The sequence below is a fragment of the Streptomyces sp. NPDC002574 genome (genome assembly GCF_042889545.1).
In the GTDB taxonomy this organism is placed as follows: Bacteria; Actinomycetota; Actinomycetes; order Streptomycetales; family Streptomycetaceae; genus Actinacidiphila.
This window is the reverse complement of the sequence record NZ_JBIARB010000006.1, coordinates 351075-366356: the sequence shown is the minus strand read 5'-3', so window position 1 is coordinate 366356 and position 15282 is coordinate 351075. Positions and strand designations below refer to the sequence as shown.

15 protein-coding genes are annotated in these 15282 nt (G+C 73.2%); 7 read left to right on the top strand and 8 right to left on the bottom strand.

Annotation, left to right across the window (positions count from 1 at the left end; genetic code table 11):
• The first annotated feature begins 43 nt into the window (after positions 1–43).
• Complete coding sequence (locus ACFYXS_RS16745; protein ID WP_389248590.1) at positions 44–2383, top strand: FHA domain-containing protein; 2340 nt, start codon at positions 44–46, stop codon at positions 2381–2383.
• A gap of 6 nt (positions 2384–2389) precedes the next feature.
• Here the strand turns inward: ACFYXS_RS16745 and ACFYXS_RS16740 are convergent, their stop codons facing one another.
• The 3 genes from ACFYXS_RS16740 to ACFYXS_RS16730 form a co-directional block, all read right to left on the bottom strand.
• Positions 2390–3721, bottom strand: coding sequence for a streptophobe family protein (locus ACFYXS_RS16740; RefSeq protein WP_389248588.1), 1332 nt, complete (start codon positions 3719–3721; stop codon positions 2390–2392).
• Between the two features lie 189 nt (positions 3722–3910).
• Positions 3911–4366, bottom strand: a complete 456-nt coding sequence (locus ACFYXS_RS16735) for a Crp/Fnr family transcriptional regulator (protein ID WP_389248586.1) — start codon at positions 4364–4366, stop codon at positions 3911–3913.
• Positions 4367–4411: 45 nt separating this feature from the next.
• Complete coding sequence (locus ACFYXS_RS16730; RefSeq protein WP_389248584.1) at positions 4412–5686, bottom strand: phosphoribosyltransferase family protein; 1275 nt, start codon at positions 5684–5686, stop codon at positions 4412–4414.
• Positions 5687–5771: 85 nt separating this feature from the next.
• Between ACFYXS_RS16730 and ACFYXS_RS16725 the strand changes: the two genes are divergently transcribed.
• Positions 5772–6509 carry a DUF72 domain-containing protein gene (locus ACFYXS_RS16725; RefSeq protein WP_389248582.1) on the top strand — a complete coding sequence of 246 codons (738 nt, stop codon included), beginning with the start codon at positions 5772–5774 and terminating at the stop codon, positions 6507–6509.
• Positions 6506–6790, top strand: a complete 285-nt coding sequence (locus ACFYXS_RS16720; protein ID WP_389248580.1) for an acylphosphatase — start codon at positions 6506–6508, stop codon at positions 6788–6790. The genes ACFYXS_RS16725 and ACFYXS_RS16720 overlap by 4 nt, the downstream gene beginning before the upstream one ends.
• Here ACFYXS_RS16720 and ACFYXS_RS16715 read toward each other — a convergent pair.
• Positions 6750–7712: a DUF3800 domain-containing protein gene (locus ACFYXS_RS16715; protein WP_389248578.1), complete on the bottom strand. Its 963-nt coding sequence runs from the start codon at positions 7710–7712 to the stop codon at positions 6750–6752. The two genes, ACFYXS_RS16720 and ACFYXS_RS16715, sit on opposite strands and share 41 nt — an antisense overlap.
• A 313-nt stretch (positions 7713–8025) precedes the next feature.
• On the opposite strand from ACFYXS_RS16715, the gene ACFYXS_RS16710 reads away from it, so the two are divergent.
• The 3 genes from ACFYXS_RS16710 (at position 8026) to ACFYXS_RS16700 (ending at position 10247) form a co-directional block, all read left to right on the top strand.
• Positions 8026–9231 (top strand): amidohydrolase family protein, encoded by a 1206-nt coding sequence (locus ACFYXS_RS16710; RefSeq protein WP_389248576.1) that lies wholly within the window; start codon positions 8026–8028, stop codon positions 9229–9231.
• Between the two features lie 114 nt (positions 9232–9345).
• On the top strand, positions 9346–9552 hold the full coding sequence (locus tag ACFYXS_RS16705) for a hypothetical protein (protein ID WP_389248574.1): 207 nt from the start codon (positions 9346–9348) through the stop codon (positions 9550–9552).
• A gap of 128 nt (positions 9553–9680) precedes the next feature.
• Positions 9681–10247 (top strand): dihydrofolate reductase family protein, encoded by a 567-nt coding sequence (locus ACFYXS_RS16700; protein ID WP_389248572.1) that lies wholly within the window; start codon positions 9681–9683, stop codon positions 10245–10247.
• Between the two features lie 94 nt (positions 10248–10341).
• On the opposite strand, the gene ACFYXS_RS16695 is transcribed toward ACFYXS_RS16700, so the two are convergent.
• From ACFYXS_RS16695 to polX, 4 genes are all read right to left on the bottom strand, one after another.
• Entirely contained in the window at positions 10342–11772 is a 1431-nt protein-coding gene (locus ACFYXS_RS16695) for a lipase maturation factor family protein (protein WP_389248570.1), read from the bottom strand.
• Positions 11773–11787: 15 nt separating this feature from the next.
• Positions 11788–12570, bottom strand: coding sequence for a VOC family protein (locus ACFYXS_RS16690; protein ID WP_389248568.1), 783 nt, complete (start codon positions 12568–12570; stop codon positions 11788–11790).
• Positions 12571–12680: 110 nt separating this feature from the next.
• The gene (locus ACFYXS_RS16685) at positions 12681–13076 is read right to left on the bottom strand and encodes a hypothetical protein (protein ID WP_389248566.1); all 396 of its coding nucleotides are present in this window, start codon (positions 13074–13076) and stop codon (positions 12681–12683) included.
• Positions 13077–13140: 64 nt separating this feature from the next.
• Positions 13141–14874: a DNA polymerase/3'-5' exonuclease PolX gene (gene polX, locus ACFYXS_RS16680; protein ID WP_389248564.1), complete on the bottom strand. Its 1734-nt coding sequence runs from the start codon at positions 14872–14874 to the stop codon at positions 13141–13143.
• 127 nt (positions 14875–15001) lie between these two features.
• Between polX and ACFYXS_RS16675 the strand changes: the two genes are divergently transcribed.
• Positions 15002–15217, top strand: coding sequence for a dodecin (locus ACFYXS_RS16675; RefSeq protein ID WP_384283707.1), 216 nt, complete (start codon positions 15002–15004; stop codon positions 15215–15217).
• The last annotated feature ends 65 nt before the right edge of the window (positions 15218–15282 follow it).

The window sequence follows — 15282 nt, the reverse complement described above, 5'->3', positions numbered from 1 at the left end:
CGCGGCCGGGCGGGACGCGCCGCGCGCGACTACGATCGACGGTGTGGCTGAGCGCCGACTCGCGCCCTCCGCGCCCGAACTCGTGCTGGAGACCGCCGGGGACAGCCTGGTCCTGGTCCCGGGCAGGATGTACCGCGTCGGCCGTGACCCGGACGGCGAGATCGTCCTCGACGACCCCCGTGTCTCGTGGCATCACGCCGTCCTTCGCACGGTCGCCGGGCAGTGGGTCCTGGAGGACGCCGGGAGCACCAACGGCACCTTCGCGGACGGCAGGAACGTCCGCCAGTGGGGCGTGGGCGCGGGCAGCGTCGTCCGCTTCGGGCATCCGCTGACCGGCCCGTGGGCCCGGCTGACCCGGGCCTCGGCCGCACCGGTCTACCGGCCGCCGCCGATCGCCTCGCCGCTGGCCACCGGCACCTTCCGCCAGCCGACGTCGGTGCGGCCGCTGCCCGACCACACGATCCACATCGGGCGCGCGGCCGACAACGACCTGGTCGTCGAGGACCTGCTGGTCTCCCAGCACCACGCGGAGCTGCGGGCGCTGGCCGGCGGCGGCTACGAGATCGTCGACCTGCACAGCCACAACGGCACCTACCTGGACGGCCAGCCGGTGGAGCGGGCGACGGTGCACCAGGGCGACATCATCGACGTCGGCCACGCGGTCTTCCGGCTGGTCGGCGACAAGCTGCAGCAGTTCACCGACACCGGTGAAGTGGCGCTGTGCGTCCGCGATCTGTCGGTCACGGTGGAGGACGGCAGCAAGACGCTGCTGGACGACATCTCCTTCCCCGTCGGCGAGAAGAGCCTGCTGGCCGTGGTGGGCCCCAGCGGCTCCGGCAAGTCGACGCTGCTCAACGCGTTGACCGGGCTGCGCCCGGCGGACCAGGGCACGGTGCTCTACGACGGCCGCGACCTCTACCGCGAGTACGCCGACCTGCGCCAGCGCATCGGCCTCGTGCCGCAGGACGACATCCTGCACCTCCAACTTCCCGTCCGCCGCGCCCTGTTGTACGCCGCCGAACTGCGCTTCCCCGGTGACACCGCGCAGCGGGAGCGGGAGGCCCGGGTCGACGAGGTGATCGCCGAACTCGGGCTGCAGGCCCGCGTCGGCCAGCCCGTCCACACCCTCTCGGGCGGCCAGCGCAAGCGGGTGAGCGTGGCGCTGGAACTGCTGACCAAGCCGTCCCTGCTCTTCCTCGACGAACCCACCTCGGGGCTGGACCCGGGCATGGACCGCTCGGTGATGACGATGCTGCGCGGGCTCGCCGACGACGGCCGCACGGTGGTCGTGGTGACCCACAGCGTGCTCAGCCTGGAGGTCTGCGACCGGCTGCTGGTCATGGCGCCGGGCGGGCGCATGGCGTACTACGGGCCGCCGGACGAGACCCTGCCGTTCTTCGGCTTCCGGCAGTGGCCGGAGGCCTTCGAGGCGTTCGAGAACGAGCAGCGGCGGGACTGGGCGGGCCAGTACGAGTCCTCCACGCTGCACGACGAGTACGTCACCGACGCGATGGACCAGATGGAACCGCCGGGTCCCACCCCGCGCCCGGCCCTGGTACCGCCCAAACCGCAGCACTGGGGCGGCCAGTGGTGGACGCTGGTGCGCCGCTACACGGCGTCGCTCGCGGCCGACCGCACCTTCCTGGCGATCATGGTCGCGCTGCCCTTCGTCATGGGCGGCATGGCGCGCGCCCTGGCCGGCAGCGCGCTGACGCAGCAGAACACGCTCAACGTGCTGCTGATCCTCTGCGTCGGCTCGGTGTTGACCGGCGCCGCCAACGCGGTGCGCGAACTGGTCAAGGAACGGGTGATCTACCGGCGCGAACGGGCGGTCGGCCTGTCCCGGTCGGCCTATCTCTGCTCCAAGATCGCGGTGTTGGGCACGATCACGGTCGTCCAGGCGGTCGTCCTGACGATGGTCGCGCTCGTCGGGGTCCGCCTGAGACCCGGCGGCGGCAGCGGGGTGTTCACCAGCCCGCTGCTGGAGCTCACCCTGGCCGCGGCGCTGCTGGCCTTCACCTCGATGATGCTCGGGCTGATGGTCTCGGCGCTGGTGCGCAAGGAGGAGGTGACCATGCCGCTGCTGGTGCTCGTCGCCCTGGTGCAGGTCGTCTTCTGCGGCGCGCTGCTGAAGCTGCACGGGGTGCCGGGACTGGAGCAGTTCTCCTGGCTGGTGCCGGCGCGCTGGGCGCTGGCCGCGATGGCGGCCACGCTCGACCTGGGCGCCCTCGTGCCGGGGCGGATCACCTCCGACCCGCTGTTCCGGCCCGAGCCCTGGGTGTGGGCGCTGGACATGGGCGCGATGGCCGCCCTGTCGGCGGTCATGGCGTACATCGTCGTCCGTCTGCTGCGGCGGCAGGAGCCGGCCGTCATGCGGCGGTAGAGCGCGTCACGGGGACCGCGGGTCGGGCGGGCGGGACACGGACACTGCGTCGGTGCCGTCCGGTCCGGTCCGGCGGCGGCGCGGCCGTGCGACGAGGCTGCCGAGGAAGCCGGTGACGGCGCCCCAGCCCGCGGCGAGGCCCACGGCGGCGGCCAGGTCCGGGACGAGGACGACGGAGCCGCCGAGGCCGCCGGTGTCGGAAGGGTCGCCGATACCGAAGAGCGACAGGCCGTAATGGGCGTCGATCCAGGTGAGGAGGCCGATCAGCAGCATGGCGGCAGCGGCCGTCAGCGCCAGGCGGACCGCGTTGCGGAGGTGCCCGGCACCCGGCGGGGCGCGGCGGGCCGCGGCCCATCCGGCGAGGAGCATGGCGACGGCGGCGGCCACGAGGAGCCACCAGGCACGGCCGTCCTGCCGGGTGAGGGAGGCGAGGTCGAGGGTGACGTCGCCGTCGCCCCCGGTGCGCAGGACCCGCGCGAGCGGCTCCGGCATCGGCAGTCCGATGGCGCCCTTCACATGACCGTGCCAACTGGCGCCCAGGCCCAGCCCGAAGGCGAGCCAGGCGAGGTTCGGCAGCCCCAGGAAGACGACGGCGAGGGTGTCGCCGGCGTCCGTCCGGGTGTCGGCCGTGACGAGGGCGATGATCGCCGCCGCGACGACGTACACCAGGAGCACCGCGACCATCGCGCGGGCGGCGGGCCGCACCGTGGCCTGCGGCGGCGCGAGCCGGGGCGGCAGCGGGACCCGCCGGGAGACGGCGAGCGCGATAAGGAGGACGACCAGCAGCCACAGCAGCCCCAGGCCCACGGTGGTGCCGACGAGGGCGTGGAAGCCGACGGTCGGGGTCGTGCCCAGCAGTTGGGCGATCTCGTCGAGGTACTCGTTGCCCGCGCTGAGGCTGAAGCTGTGCCGGGCGCCGTGGACGATCAGCAGGAGGGCGACGACCCACAACAGGGCCGTCCGCAGGACGATGCGCAGCAGATGACCGCCGGACAGCACGGCGTGGGACCGCAGGGGCCGCAGGAACGCGTAGGCCGTCACCAGGGCCCCCGCCAGCGCCACGGAGAGCGGGACGACGACGATGGCCGCCTGTGTCTCGGCGATGAAGCCCGCGCCGCCGTCCAGGGCGACCCGGCCGCCGACCGCCATGACCACGGTCGCGGCTATGACGGGGACGAGGGCGCCCTGCGGCAGCTCCGAGGCACCGGCGAGCCACAGCCCGAGGGCGGCGACGACCAGCATGACCGCGAACCCGGCGACGACGACGCCCAGCGCGTGCAGCCAGCCCCGCGCCGGCCCGAGGACGGGGCGGGAGGCGGGGGGTTCATGGCGGCTCACGCTGCCAGGCTATGCAGCCGCGGCGCGCCCCGCCCGTCCGGAATGCCCCGGATCGCGACTCGCGGGGCCGCGGACCCGGTCGCCGCGCCGCCCTCGCGGCACGGTTGCGCCGCGCTCCCGACCACCCGGTGACGTCCAGGCGGGCCGGCCCGCGCCCTCAGGGCCCGGGCGGGAACCGCGGGCATGCGGTCAGGAGTGCTCCTGGAGCCGGGGTCCGTACAGGTCGACCATCCGGGCGCGCGCCGCGCCGAGCCGTTGCGCGATGGTCTGGGCGGCGGCGAGCACGACGGCCTGGCCGAGCACCGGGTCGTCCTTGAACAGCTCCCGGACCTCGGCCGCGACGAACTCGTAGGCGCCCACCGTGCCCAGCGCGTGCGCGGCGAGCTGCCAGCGGTAGGGCGGGAACATCCATGACCAGCCGACCAGTTCGCCGGGGCCGAGGGTGTCCACCGAGACCAGGCCGCGGCCGGGCACGTCCATGTCGAGCGAGACGGCGCCGGACTCCACCACCCAGAAGCGGTCGGCGAACCTGCCCTCGTCGAAGATCCGCCAGCTCTGCGGGAAGCTCACCCGTTTGGCGTGTTCCAGGAAGACCCGGCGGTGGTGCATCGGCAGTGAGTCAAGCATGGTGACCGTACTGCTCATGGGCGTCCTCCCGTGCCGTCCCGAGTCCTGGACATCAGACTACGGTCACGCGCCGGGCGTCGCAGGCAGGTGACCGGAGAACCAGTCGCGCGCCAGGTGTGCGACCTCGTCGAGCGCGCCGGGTTCCTCGAACAGGTGCGTGGCGCCCGGCACCACGTGCAACAGGCTGGGGCAGGTCAGCTCCGCCTGGGCGCGCCGGTTCAGCTCCAGGACGACGTCGTCGCGTCCGCCCACGATCAGCAGGGTGGGCGCGCGCACCGTGCGGAGCCCGGGGCCCGCCAGGTCCGGCCGGCCGCCGCGGGAGACCACGGAGGAGACCTCCGCCCCGGGCCGGGCGGCCGCCCGCAGCGCGGCGGCGGCGCCGGTGCTCGCGCCGAAGTAGGCGACGGGCAGGTTCTCCCGGCGGGCCCAGTCGGTGACCCCGGCGAGACGGTCGGCCAGCAGCTCCACGTCGAAGACGTTGGCGCGGTCGGTCTCCTCCGCGGGGGTCAGCAGGTCGAACAGGAGCGTGCCGAGCCCGGCCTGGTTCAGGGCGGCCGCCACGGCGCGGTTGCGGGGGCTGTGGCGGCTGCTGCCCGTGCCGTGCGCGAAGACCACCACGGCGCGGGCGTCGGCGGGCATGATGAGGGTGCCGGCCAGCCGGACCCCGGCGGTCTCCACCTCGACCTCAGTGGTCCGCGGACCTCTGGCCACGGCCTGCTTCAGCAGCCCGGAGACCTCGTCGTCGGCGGTCTGCGAGAAGTCGTGGTACCACTCCCCCACCGCGAAGAACACGGCCGGCACCGACAGGCACACCACGTCGTCGGCCGCGGCCCGCAGCGCGGGCATCGCCTGCGGCGCGGCCACCGGCACGGCCAGCACGACGCGGGCGGCGCCTCTGGCGCGGGCCACCTCGCAGGCGGCCAGCGCGGTGGCGCCCGTCGCGACGCCGTCGTCCACGAGGACGACCGTGCGGCCGGCCAGCTCGGTACGCGGCCGCCCGTCGCGGAAGCGGTGCGCCTGCCGGGACAGCTCGGCCTCCTCGTGCCGCTCGACGGTGTCGATGTCGTCCGGGGAGACGTGGCTCATCTGCACGATGTCGTCGCTGAGCACCCGGGCGCCGTCCTCGCCGATGGCGCCGAAGCCGAGTTCCCGGTGGTAGGGGACGCCGAGTTTGCGGACGACGATGACGTCCAGGGGGGCGTGCAGGACCTGCGCCACCTCGTAGGCGACGACGACGCCGCCGCGTGGCAGGCCGAGCACAACGGGGTTGTCGTCCTCCAGATGCCGCAGCCGCCCGGCGAGCTGCCGTCCGGCATCCGCGCGATCTGTGAAGTGCATGGTTCACCCCCGCGAGCGGGACATGCGGGACTCCTTACGGCCTACCCTGAATAGTGTCCAGCAAGCAAACGGCAGGGACCGCGCGATGCCCGTGCTCGTCGGAACGTCCGGGTGGCAGTACAAGGACTGGCGAGAGGTCCTGTACCCGCCGGAGGTCCCGCAGCGGCTCTGGCTGGAGGAGTACGCCCGGCACTTCCCGACGGTGGAGAGCAACAACGCCTTCTACCGCCTGCCGTCCCGGGAGATCTTCGCCGCCTGGCGCGAGCACACCCCCGACGGGTTCGTCATGGCGGTCAAGGCCAGCCGGTACCTGACGCACATGAAGCGGCTGCGCGATCCCGAGGAGCCGGTGCGCCGGCTGCTGACGCACGCGGAGGGGCTCGGTGACCGGCTGGGGCCCGTGCTGCTCCAGCTGCCGCCGAACCTGCGCGCGGACGGGAGGGTGCTCGACGGGTGCCTTCGCTGCTTCCCGCGGGAGGTGCGGGTGGCACTCGAACCGCGGCATCCCTCGTGGTGGATGCCGGAGATCCGGGCCCTGCTGGAGCGGCGCGGTGTCGCCCTGTGCTGGGCCGACTGGCGGGCCCGTCCGGCGACGCCACTGTGGCGCACGGCGGACTGGGGCTACGTGCGGTTCCATGAGGGCATCGCCCGTCCCTGGCCGCGGTACGGGGCGCGGGCCCTCACCACGTGGGCCCACCGCATCGCGGACACCTGGCCGAAGGACTCCGACGTGTTTGTCTACTTCAACAACGATCCGGGCGGCGCGGCGGTGCTGGACGCCGACGCCTTCACCGCGGCGCTCTCCGGGGTGGAGCGCTCGTGATCCGGCGCAGTGTGATCGTCTCCGGTGACGTGCAGGGCGTGTTCTTCCGCGACACGTGCCGGCGCACCGCGCTGGACGAGGGGGTGAGCGGCTGGGTCCGCAACCTGCCCGACGGCACGGTGGAGTCGGTCTTCGAGGGCCCAGCCGAGGCGGTCGGGCGGATGGTGGAGTGGGCCCACGAGGGGTCTCCCCTGGCGATCGTGGACCGGGTGCGCGTCCACGAGGAGGAGCCCGAGGGCCTCACGGGTTTCGAGATCCGCCCGACTCCGTGGCGCGGCTGAGCAGCAGCGACCGGCTGTGCTCGTCGGCCCAGAGGGAGTACGGGTCCACGTGGGGGCGGAGCAGATCGGTGAGCGGGGCGTCGGCGTGGCCGTTCAGGGCGTCCGAGGCGATCTTGCGCGCCACCCCGGCGAGGAAGTCGGCGAGCTGCACCCGCGGGTCGGACCGGGACTCGACGAGGGTGAGCGACGCGAGCCGGGACGGCGGCGGCAGGATCGCCTCCAGCCGGCGGACGCGTTCCGCGGTGAGCGTGTTCTGGCGGTCGTGGACGACGGCGACGGGGTGCCCGTCCCGGCCGAAGTGGGCGATGGTGCGGGCCAGGGACGGGAGCAGCGGGTCCAGTTCCGGCACCGACGGCGGCTCGTCCAGGACGCGGGCCCGGAAGGCCTCGGCGCGCGGTCGGGTGTGCCGCAGCCGCACGGCCAGAGCGGTGCCGTGCAGGGTGTCGAGCGTGCGGAAGAAGGCGTCGACGGGGGCCGGTCCGGCGTCCCGATTGCGGGTGCGGACAAGGTCGTTGGCCGACTCCAGAAAGGCGCGCCACCGCGCGGCCGGGAGGGCGCCGCGGCCCTCGCGGTAGAGCGGCGCTGCCTCGTCCCGGTCGTCGAGCAGGACGTCGGCGACACGGCGGACGACGAAGAACGCCTTGTCGGTGAGGTGCACCCGCGCATCGGACGGGAGCGGCCCTGACGGGCCGAGGAACCACTCCAGCACGGGCCGGTGCTTCTCGCGGAGCAGGTGGTTGGCCTTGTACTCCACGGCCGGGGAGCGGATCCGGTCGCGCATCTCGCGCAGGCAGGCGTGCGCCTCGGCGGGGTCCAGCCGTACGCCCGCGTGGGCGAACACGTCGGTGTTGCCGCCGATGAGGTTCTCGCCGTCCGATCCGGACTCGTCGCAGGCGATCTCCAGGAGGGGCCCCGTCGTCACCGCGCCCTCCCTGGTCGTCCGGCCGTCGCTGTCATCCTCGGTGATCCGCGCGGCGCGTTCCAGGGGATTTCCGCGCGGTGGGTCGCGGGGCGCGCGGTCCGCCCCCGGTCGTGGGTACTTCTCCTCAGCCGCCGACCGGCCGCGGGCGCCCTGGGCCGGGGGAATATGGGGCATCCTCCCGATGCCCGCGGGTCCGCGCTCCTGTCAGCATCGACAGGGCAGGCGAACACGATCCGAACCCGCGCGGGGCAGCCCTCGTGCGCGAGGCAAGCGAGGCCCCCCACCCGATGAACCACCGCACTCAGGGGGCGACATGACCCTGCCCCCGTTCCCGGTCTCCCCGGCGCGGCCCCGGACCGACGCGGGCGCCCCCGCCGCCACGTACGCCCTCCGCGCGGGACGGATGTTCGACGGCTTCACGCTGTCCGGCCCGGTGACCGTGCACGTCCGGCGCGACCGGGTCCTCGCCGTGGACCGGACGGGCTCGGTCCCCACCGGCGTGCCGCTGATCGACCTGGGAGACCACGTGTGCCTCCTGCCCGGACTGGTCGACGTGCGCGCCCATCTGGCGTTCGACGCGGGGCCGGACCCGGTGGGCTCGCTCGCCGCGGCGGACGACGAGGGGCTGCTGGCGCGGATGCGCGTCGCGGCCCGCACGGCGCTGCACGCCGGCGTCACCACGGTCAGGGACGTCGGGGACCGCGGTTTCCTCGCCTCGGCCCTGGCGGAGCAGACCGCCGCCGATCCGGCCCTGGGACCCGAGATCCTCGCCGCGGGGCCGCCGATCACCACACCCGGGGGGCACGGTCATCGCCTGGGCGGCGAGACGGTGGGCCCGCGCGCGCTGGTCGACGCCGTGCGGGAGCGGCATGCCCGGGGATGCGCCCTTGTGACGATCATCGCGAGCGGCGACGTCCGCACACCGGGCTCGGACCCGGGTCGTACGCAGTACACGCGCGGCGAACTGCGGACCGTGGCCGACGAGGCCCATCGCCTCGGCCTCCCGGTGGCGGCGCATGCCCACGCCGCGGTGGCGATCGAGGACGCGCTGGCCGCGGGAGTGGACAGCCTGGAGCACGCGTCGTTCCTCGGCGGCCACGGGGCGGTCGAGGAGCTGCGGCTGCTGGCCCTCGTCGCGGGGAGCGGGACCTTCGTCAGCATGACGCCGGTCCGGGAGCCGGGGCCGTACGCCGACGGTGTCCACGCGGCCTACCGGGCCCTGATCCGGCTCGGCGCCCGGTTCGCCGTGGGCTCGGACGCGGGAACAACGTCCGCCCGGCCGCACAACAGCCTGCCGTCCGCGCCGCTGGAGCTGGCCGCGCTCGGCGCGTCCCCGCTGGAGGCCCTCAAGGCCGTCACCAGCCAGGCGGCGGCCCTGTGCGGGCTCGGCAGCCGCAAGGGCCGCATCCGGGCCGGTGCCGACGCCGACTTCCTCGCCGTCACCGGCGACCCCCTCACCGGACTCGCCGCGCTCCGCGACGTGCGGGCCGTCTTCCGCGCGGGCGTCCGGATCCGCTGACGGCGGGCGGCGGGCGGCGGGAATCACCGGCTCGGTCACCGGATAGCGTGTCTCCGGGAGGACGGCCCGGGGTTGCACGGCGCCGCACCTCGTTCACAGACGTGGGAGGAACCGGTGACGGGCTGGCGGCGATTCGAACTCCCGCAGGGGGCCAGGAATGAGTGCCGGGAGATTCGCCAGGAAGGCATCCGCTGCTTCCTCCGCCGGGGCGCGGCAGGCGGCAGCGGCAGCGGCAGGGCGAGCACGTCCACGCTGGACGACGAACAGCACGCGAGCCGCCACGCCACCCGCAAGATCAACGAATGGCTCCTCCACGGCTGAGCCTTCTGACAGCCGCACGCGCACACGCCACGGTCACGTCCGCTCCGGCGGGCCCGGATCGCACACCGATGAGTTTCCCGCGCCGCGCCGGTCTGTACGCCGGACACCCACGGACGGAAGGCTGGGCCATGCGGAAACTGATCTACGGCATGAACCTGACCCTGGACGGCTACATCGCCGCGGCCGGCGACGACATCGGCTGGAGCGGGCCGCCGAGCCACGAGCTGTTCCAGTGGTGGCTCGACCACGAGCAGGCGAGTGGCCTGTCGCTGTACGGGCGCAAGCTGTGGGAGGCGATGAGCTCCTACTGGCCGACCGGCGACCAGCAGCCCAACGCCACCCCGGCGCAGATCGAGTTCGCGCGGAACTGGCGGGACACGCCGAAGGTGGTGTTCTCCTCGACGATCGACAAGGTCGACTGGAACACCCGCCTGGTCACCGGCGACGCGATCGCCGAGATCAGCCGGCTCAAGGCGGAGGACGGCGGCCCGATGACCATCGGCGGCGCGACGCTCGCCGGGGCGGCCATGCGCGCCGGGCTGATCGACGAGTACGCGATCGCCACCCATCCGGTCCTGGTGGGCGGCGGCACGCCGTTCTTCACCGCGCTGGACGGCTGGGTGAACCTGAACCTGGTGGAGACGCGGACGGTTCCCGGCGGCGTGGTCCTGACCAGGTACGGGACGAGGCACTGAGCAGCAGCACCCGACACGCTGTGGTCTCACGGTGATGTCGTGCACGACATCAGCGGCGGGACCCTGCAACGGAGATCACCACGCCGAACAGGCCCTAGCCGTGACGGCCGAGGCTGTCGCGGTCGACCGGCGGGAGGTAGTCGCGCACCAGGGTGCGGTCCCACCAGGTGCCCGTGGTGCGCAGGGTGTTCCAGTCGGTGAAGCGGTAGTGGTAAAGGCGGGCCCGCACATGGGTGGGTGGCGTGTGCGGGAACGGGTTGCTGCGCAGCAGGCGCAGGGTGCCGGGGTCGTTGTCGAGCAGTTTCCCGACGAACGGCAGGAACCAGGGCCAGGCGTAGGCGGAGGAGATCCCGGCGAACCACATGAGCCAGTCCAGGCGCAGGTGGAACGGGGCGAACTGGCGGGGCATCCGGCGCGGATCGGTGGGTTTGCCCTTGAAGCCGTACTCCTTCCAGACGGTGCCGGGTCCGAGCTCCGCGGCGTCGGTGCCCTCGACGACGACCTCCATGCGGACGCGGTTGACGCTGCCGAAGGCGCCGTAGGAGTTCACCAGGTGCAGCCGGTTGAAGGACACGTTCATCATCTGGCCGCGCGAGACCAGGTTGCGGGCGGGCCACCAGCTGAGCAGGACGACCAGCACGGTGGCGGCCAGTACCAGGCCCTCGTACCAGCCGGGCGCAGGGGCGGCTGCGCGCGCCGGGGGCGCGGCGAGCAGGGAGCCGTCGACGGCGGAGACCGCGAGCACGATGGTGAGCCAGTTCAGCCAGGCGAAGTTGCCGGACACGACCAGCCAGAGCTGGGTGAGGATCACGATCGCGGCGGCGATGCTCGCCACCGGCTGCGGTGTGAACAGCGCGATCGGGACGACGAGTTGCGCGAAGTGGTTGGCCGCCGTCTCCACGCGGTGCACCGGCCGGGGCAGCCGGTGGAAGAACCAGCTGAGCGGGCCGGGCATGGGCTGCGTCTCGTGGTGGTAGACCAGGCAGGTCAGGTCGCGCCAGCACGCGTCGCCGCGCATCTTGATCATGCCCGCGCCGAACTCGACGCGGAAGAGCAGCCAGCGCATCAGCCACAGGACGAGCACCGGGGGACCGGTCTCGTCGTTGCCGAGGAAGACGGCGAGGAAGCCGGTCTCGAGCAGCAGGGACTCCCAGCCGAACGCGTACCAGGTCTGGCCGACGTTGACGATGGACAGGTAGAGCAGCCACAGCACGGTCCACAGCAGCATCGCCGCCCACAACGGCACGAGGTCGGCCGCCCCGGCGGCGACGGCGGCGGACAGCGCGGCCCCGCCCCAGGCGACGGTCGCGAAGAGGCGGTCGGAGTAGCGCCAGTGGAACAGGCTCGGCGCCTGGGAGAAGGGGACCCGGGCGGTGAACCGGGGCACGGGAAGCAGGCCGTGCTCGCCGATGAGGGCGCGGAACTGGTGAGCGGCGCCCGCGAAGGCGACGAAGTACAGCACGGCCAGGCCGCGCTGGATGACGACCCGGCTCAGCCAGTACTCGGGAGCCGTGAACCACTCCATGGCGCTCCCGGCCGGTCAGGGGTGATCGCTGATCAGCGACAGCAGGCCGCCCTCGGGATCGCGGATGCCGGCGACGCGACCGTAGGCGCTGTCGATGGGCTCGCCGGTGATCTCGGCCCCCAGCTCCTTGGCGCGGGTGACCGCCGCGTCGACGTCGTCGACGGCGAAGAAGACGTGCCAGCGCGGCCGCACCTTCGGATCGGCCGCCGCCTCGACCCCGCCGCCACGGATGCCCGCCACGCTGTGTCCGTCCACGTACAGCACGACGCGGTCGTTCTCCCACTCCACCATGTAGCGGGGGCCGCGCCGGTCCCAGTGGAAGACCTCGCCGTAGAAGAGGGCGGCCGCGAAGGCGTCCCGGGTGCGCAGTTCGATCCAGGTGGGCGCCCCGTGCATGCGCAGCTTGCGCGGCGGGCCCTGCTCGCCCTCCCAGATGCCGAACGACGCGCCCATGGAGTCGGCGACGAGCGCCAGGCGCCCGGCGTCGAAGTCCAGCGGGCCGACGGCGACCGTGCCGCCGCGGTCGCGGATGTCGGAGGCGGTAGCGTCCGCGCTCTCCACGCCGAAGTAGGTCGTCCAGGCGACGGAGGTCTCCCAGTCGCGGGCGATGGCTCCGATGCCCGCGACCTCGGTGCCGTCGATCATCGCGCGTTCGTACGGTCCCCAGCGCGACGGGCCCGGTTCGAAGGTCCACCCGAGCAGCGGCCCGTAGAACGCCTTCGCCACGTCCAGGTCGCGCGCCATCAGACTGACCCAGCACGGTGCGCCGGCCACGCAGCAGATCTTCGTGGTGGACACGTCCTGGCCTCCTTGATCGTCGCCCGTTCCAAGGATGGGGGCAGCGGGTCAGGTGGGCATCTTCGACGGGTCCGCCGCACGGAGCCGGCCGCGCGGGCGGCGCGGTGGGGTCAGTGCCCGAACAGGTGCATACGACTGCGGCGCGAAGGCACGGTGGCGGTGGTCTTCCCGGTGGTGGTCGTGGCGGTGTCGGCGGTCCCCGCGTCCGTGGTGCCGGCCGGGGTCGCCGCGGCGGCCTCGTGCGCCCGTGCGCGCCGGCGCAGGGTGCGCAGCTCGGCACGGCGGCTCCGCGAGCGTCCGGCGCCCGCCATCGCCATGCCCGCGGCCACGCAGAACACCAGGCCGAGGGCGATGCCGGCGAGGAAGACGCCGAGGGTGTTCAGGGTGGCGATGTCCGTTCCGAACATCGTCACGGTGTAGTCGGGCCCTCCGGAAAGGTTGTCCGAGATCAGGAGCCCGGTGAAGGCGGCTGTCGCGCCCATGAGCAGAAGTCCCAGCAGCAGCATCGTGCTCTCCTCGATGTCCTGGCCGTGGTTCTGGTCCGTTGTCCCTCGCCTACCCCGTGCGGGGTCACGGATGCGTACCGCCGTTCTTGCGCAGAAAACGGCGCAGGCGGGTCAGGGGCCAGGTGTTGATCACGTCGTCCTTGGTGAGCCGGCCGCGCTGGGCGGTGCCGACGCCGTAGCGCATGAAGTCCAGGTGGAGGGTGGAGTGCGCGTCGCTGTCCACGGCGAACCGCACGCCGTGCCGGCGGGCGCGCAGGATGAGCTCGTCGCCGAGGTCCAGCCGGGCGGGCTGGGCGTTGACCTCCAGCGCGGTGCCGGTACGCGCGCAGGCGGCGAAGACCTCGTCGAAGTCCGCGTCGATGGCCGGCCTCCGGCCCGGCATCCGGGTGGTGGGGTGGCCGATGATGTTGACGTGGGGGTTCTCCGCGGCCCGCACCAGCCGCCGGGTGAGGGCGGCGCGGTCCTGCTGGAAGTGCGAGTGGATCGAGGCGACGCACAGGTCGAAGCCCGCCAGGAAGTCGTCGGGCCAGTCCAGGCCGCCGTCCGGGCCGATGTTGAGCTCGGTGCCGTGCAGGACGCGCATACCGCGGTGGGCACGGTCCAGGGCGCGGACGCGTTCGCGCTGGGCGAGGATCTTCTCGTCCGTCATCCGCTGCATGAACAGGTCGGGTGCGTGGTCGGTGACGGCGTAGTACGCGTAGCCGCGGCGCGCGGCGGCCTCGACCATCTCCTCCAGGCCGGCCACTCCGTCGGTGAGGTCGGTGTGGGTGTGCAGGTCGCCGCGGATGTCCCGGTCGGCGACCGGCTCGGGGAGTCCGCCCGCCAGGCCCTCCTGGATCTCCCCGCGGTCCTCGCGCAGGGTGGGCGGTATCCAGGGCAGGCCCAGCCGCGCGTAGACCTCCTCCTCGGTGCGGGAGACGATCAGCTCACCGGTTCCGGCGTCGAAGAGGCCGTACTCGGAGAGCTTGAGCCCGTGGTGGACGGCCAGCTCGCGGGTGCGGATGTTGTGCGCCTTGGAGCCGGTGAAGTACTGCATCGCGGCGCCCCAGGAGTCCGGCGGCACCACCCGCAGGTCCACCTGCAGGCCCTTGGCCGTGCGGATCGAGGTCTTCTTCCCGCCGCGAACGACGGTCTCGGCGGCGTACGGCAGACGGGTGAACGCCTCCATGAAAGGGGCGGACCGCTCGGCGGCGACGAGGACGTCGACGTCACCGATCGTCTCGCGCATACGGCGCAGTGATCCCGCGTAGGCGCAGCGCCGGCAGCCGGTGATCCCCGACAGGGCCGCGACGACCTCCTCGGCGAGCTCGGTGGCGACATCGAGGGGGACCCGGCCGCCGGAGGACCGCATCAGGCCGATGCCGTGCAGGATGTTCTCCTCGGTCCGGGGGCCGAAGCCGGGCAGGTCGCGCAGCCGCTCCTGCTCGACGGCCTCGGCCAGTTCGCGCACGGAGGCGATGTGCAGCTCCTTGTAGAGCGTCATCGCGCGCTTGGGACCGAGCATCGGGATCGCGGTCATCTCCCGGACTCCCGCCGGGATCCTGGCGCGCAGTTCCTCCACGGCCGAGACCGCGCCGGTGCCGAGGTATTCGGTCACCTTCTCGGCGACGGACCTGCCGACTCCGGGGATCTTGCGCAGCGCCTTGTCGTCGAGCCGGGAGACGTCCTCGTGGTGGCCGCCGATGGCGCGGGCGGCCTTCTCGTAGGCGCGCGCCTTGAAGGCGTCGCCACCGGTGATCCGGACGAGGTCGGCGTACTCCTGGAGCAGGGCTTCGACCTCGTCGTTGGCCCTGGCCATGCGGAACGCCTTCCCGGCCGTCGTCGCCGGCTAACGCGCGGGCCCCGTCCTTCCCCTCGCGGCGCGACGGGCCGTGAGGCACGGTGGAGGAAGCCGGACCATCCGCCCACGGTTCAGGGAGACCGATATGACCGACCACACCTACCGGGTGACCGAGATCGTCGGCTCGTCGGACGAGAGCGTCGACGCGGCCATTCGCAACGGGCTCGCCCGCGCGTCGGAGACGCTGCGCAATCTGGACTGGTTCGAGGTCACCCAGGTCCGCGGCCACTTCGAGAACGGGCAGGTCGGCCACTTCCAGGTCGGGCTGAAGGTGGGTTTCCGCCTGGAGTCGGCCGGCTGACGCACCGGCGCCGGCGCCCGTTGTCAGTCCCCTGGGGGAACATGGCGGTGCCGGTACCACCTCGG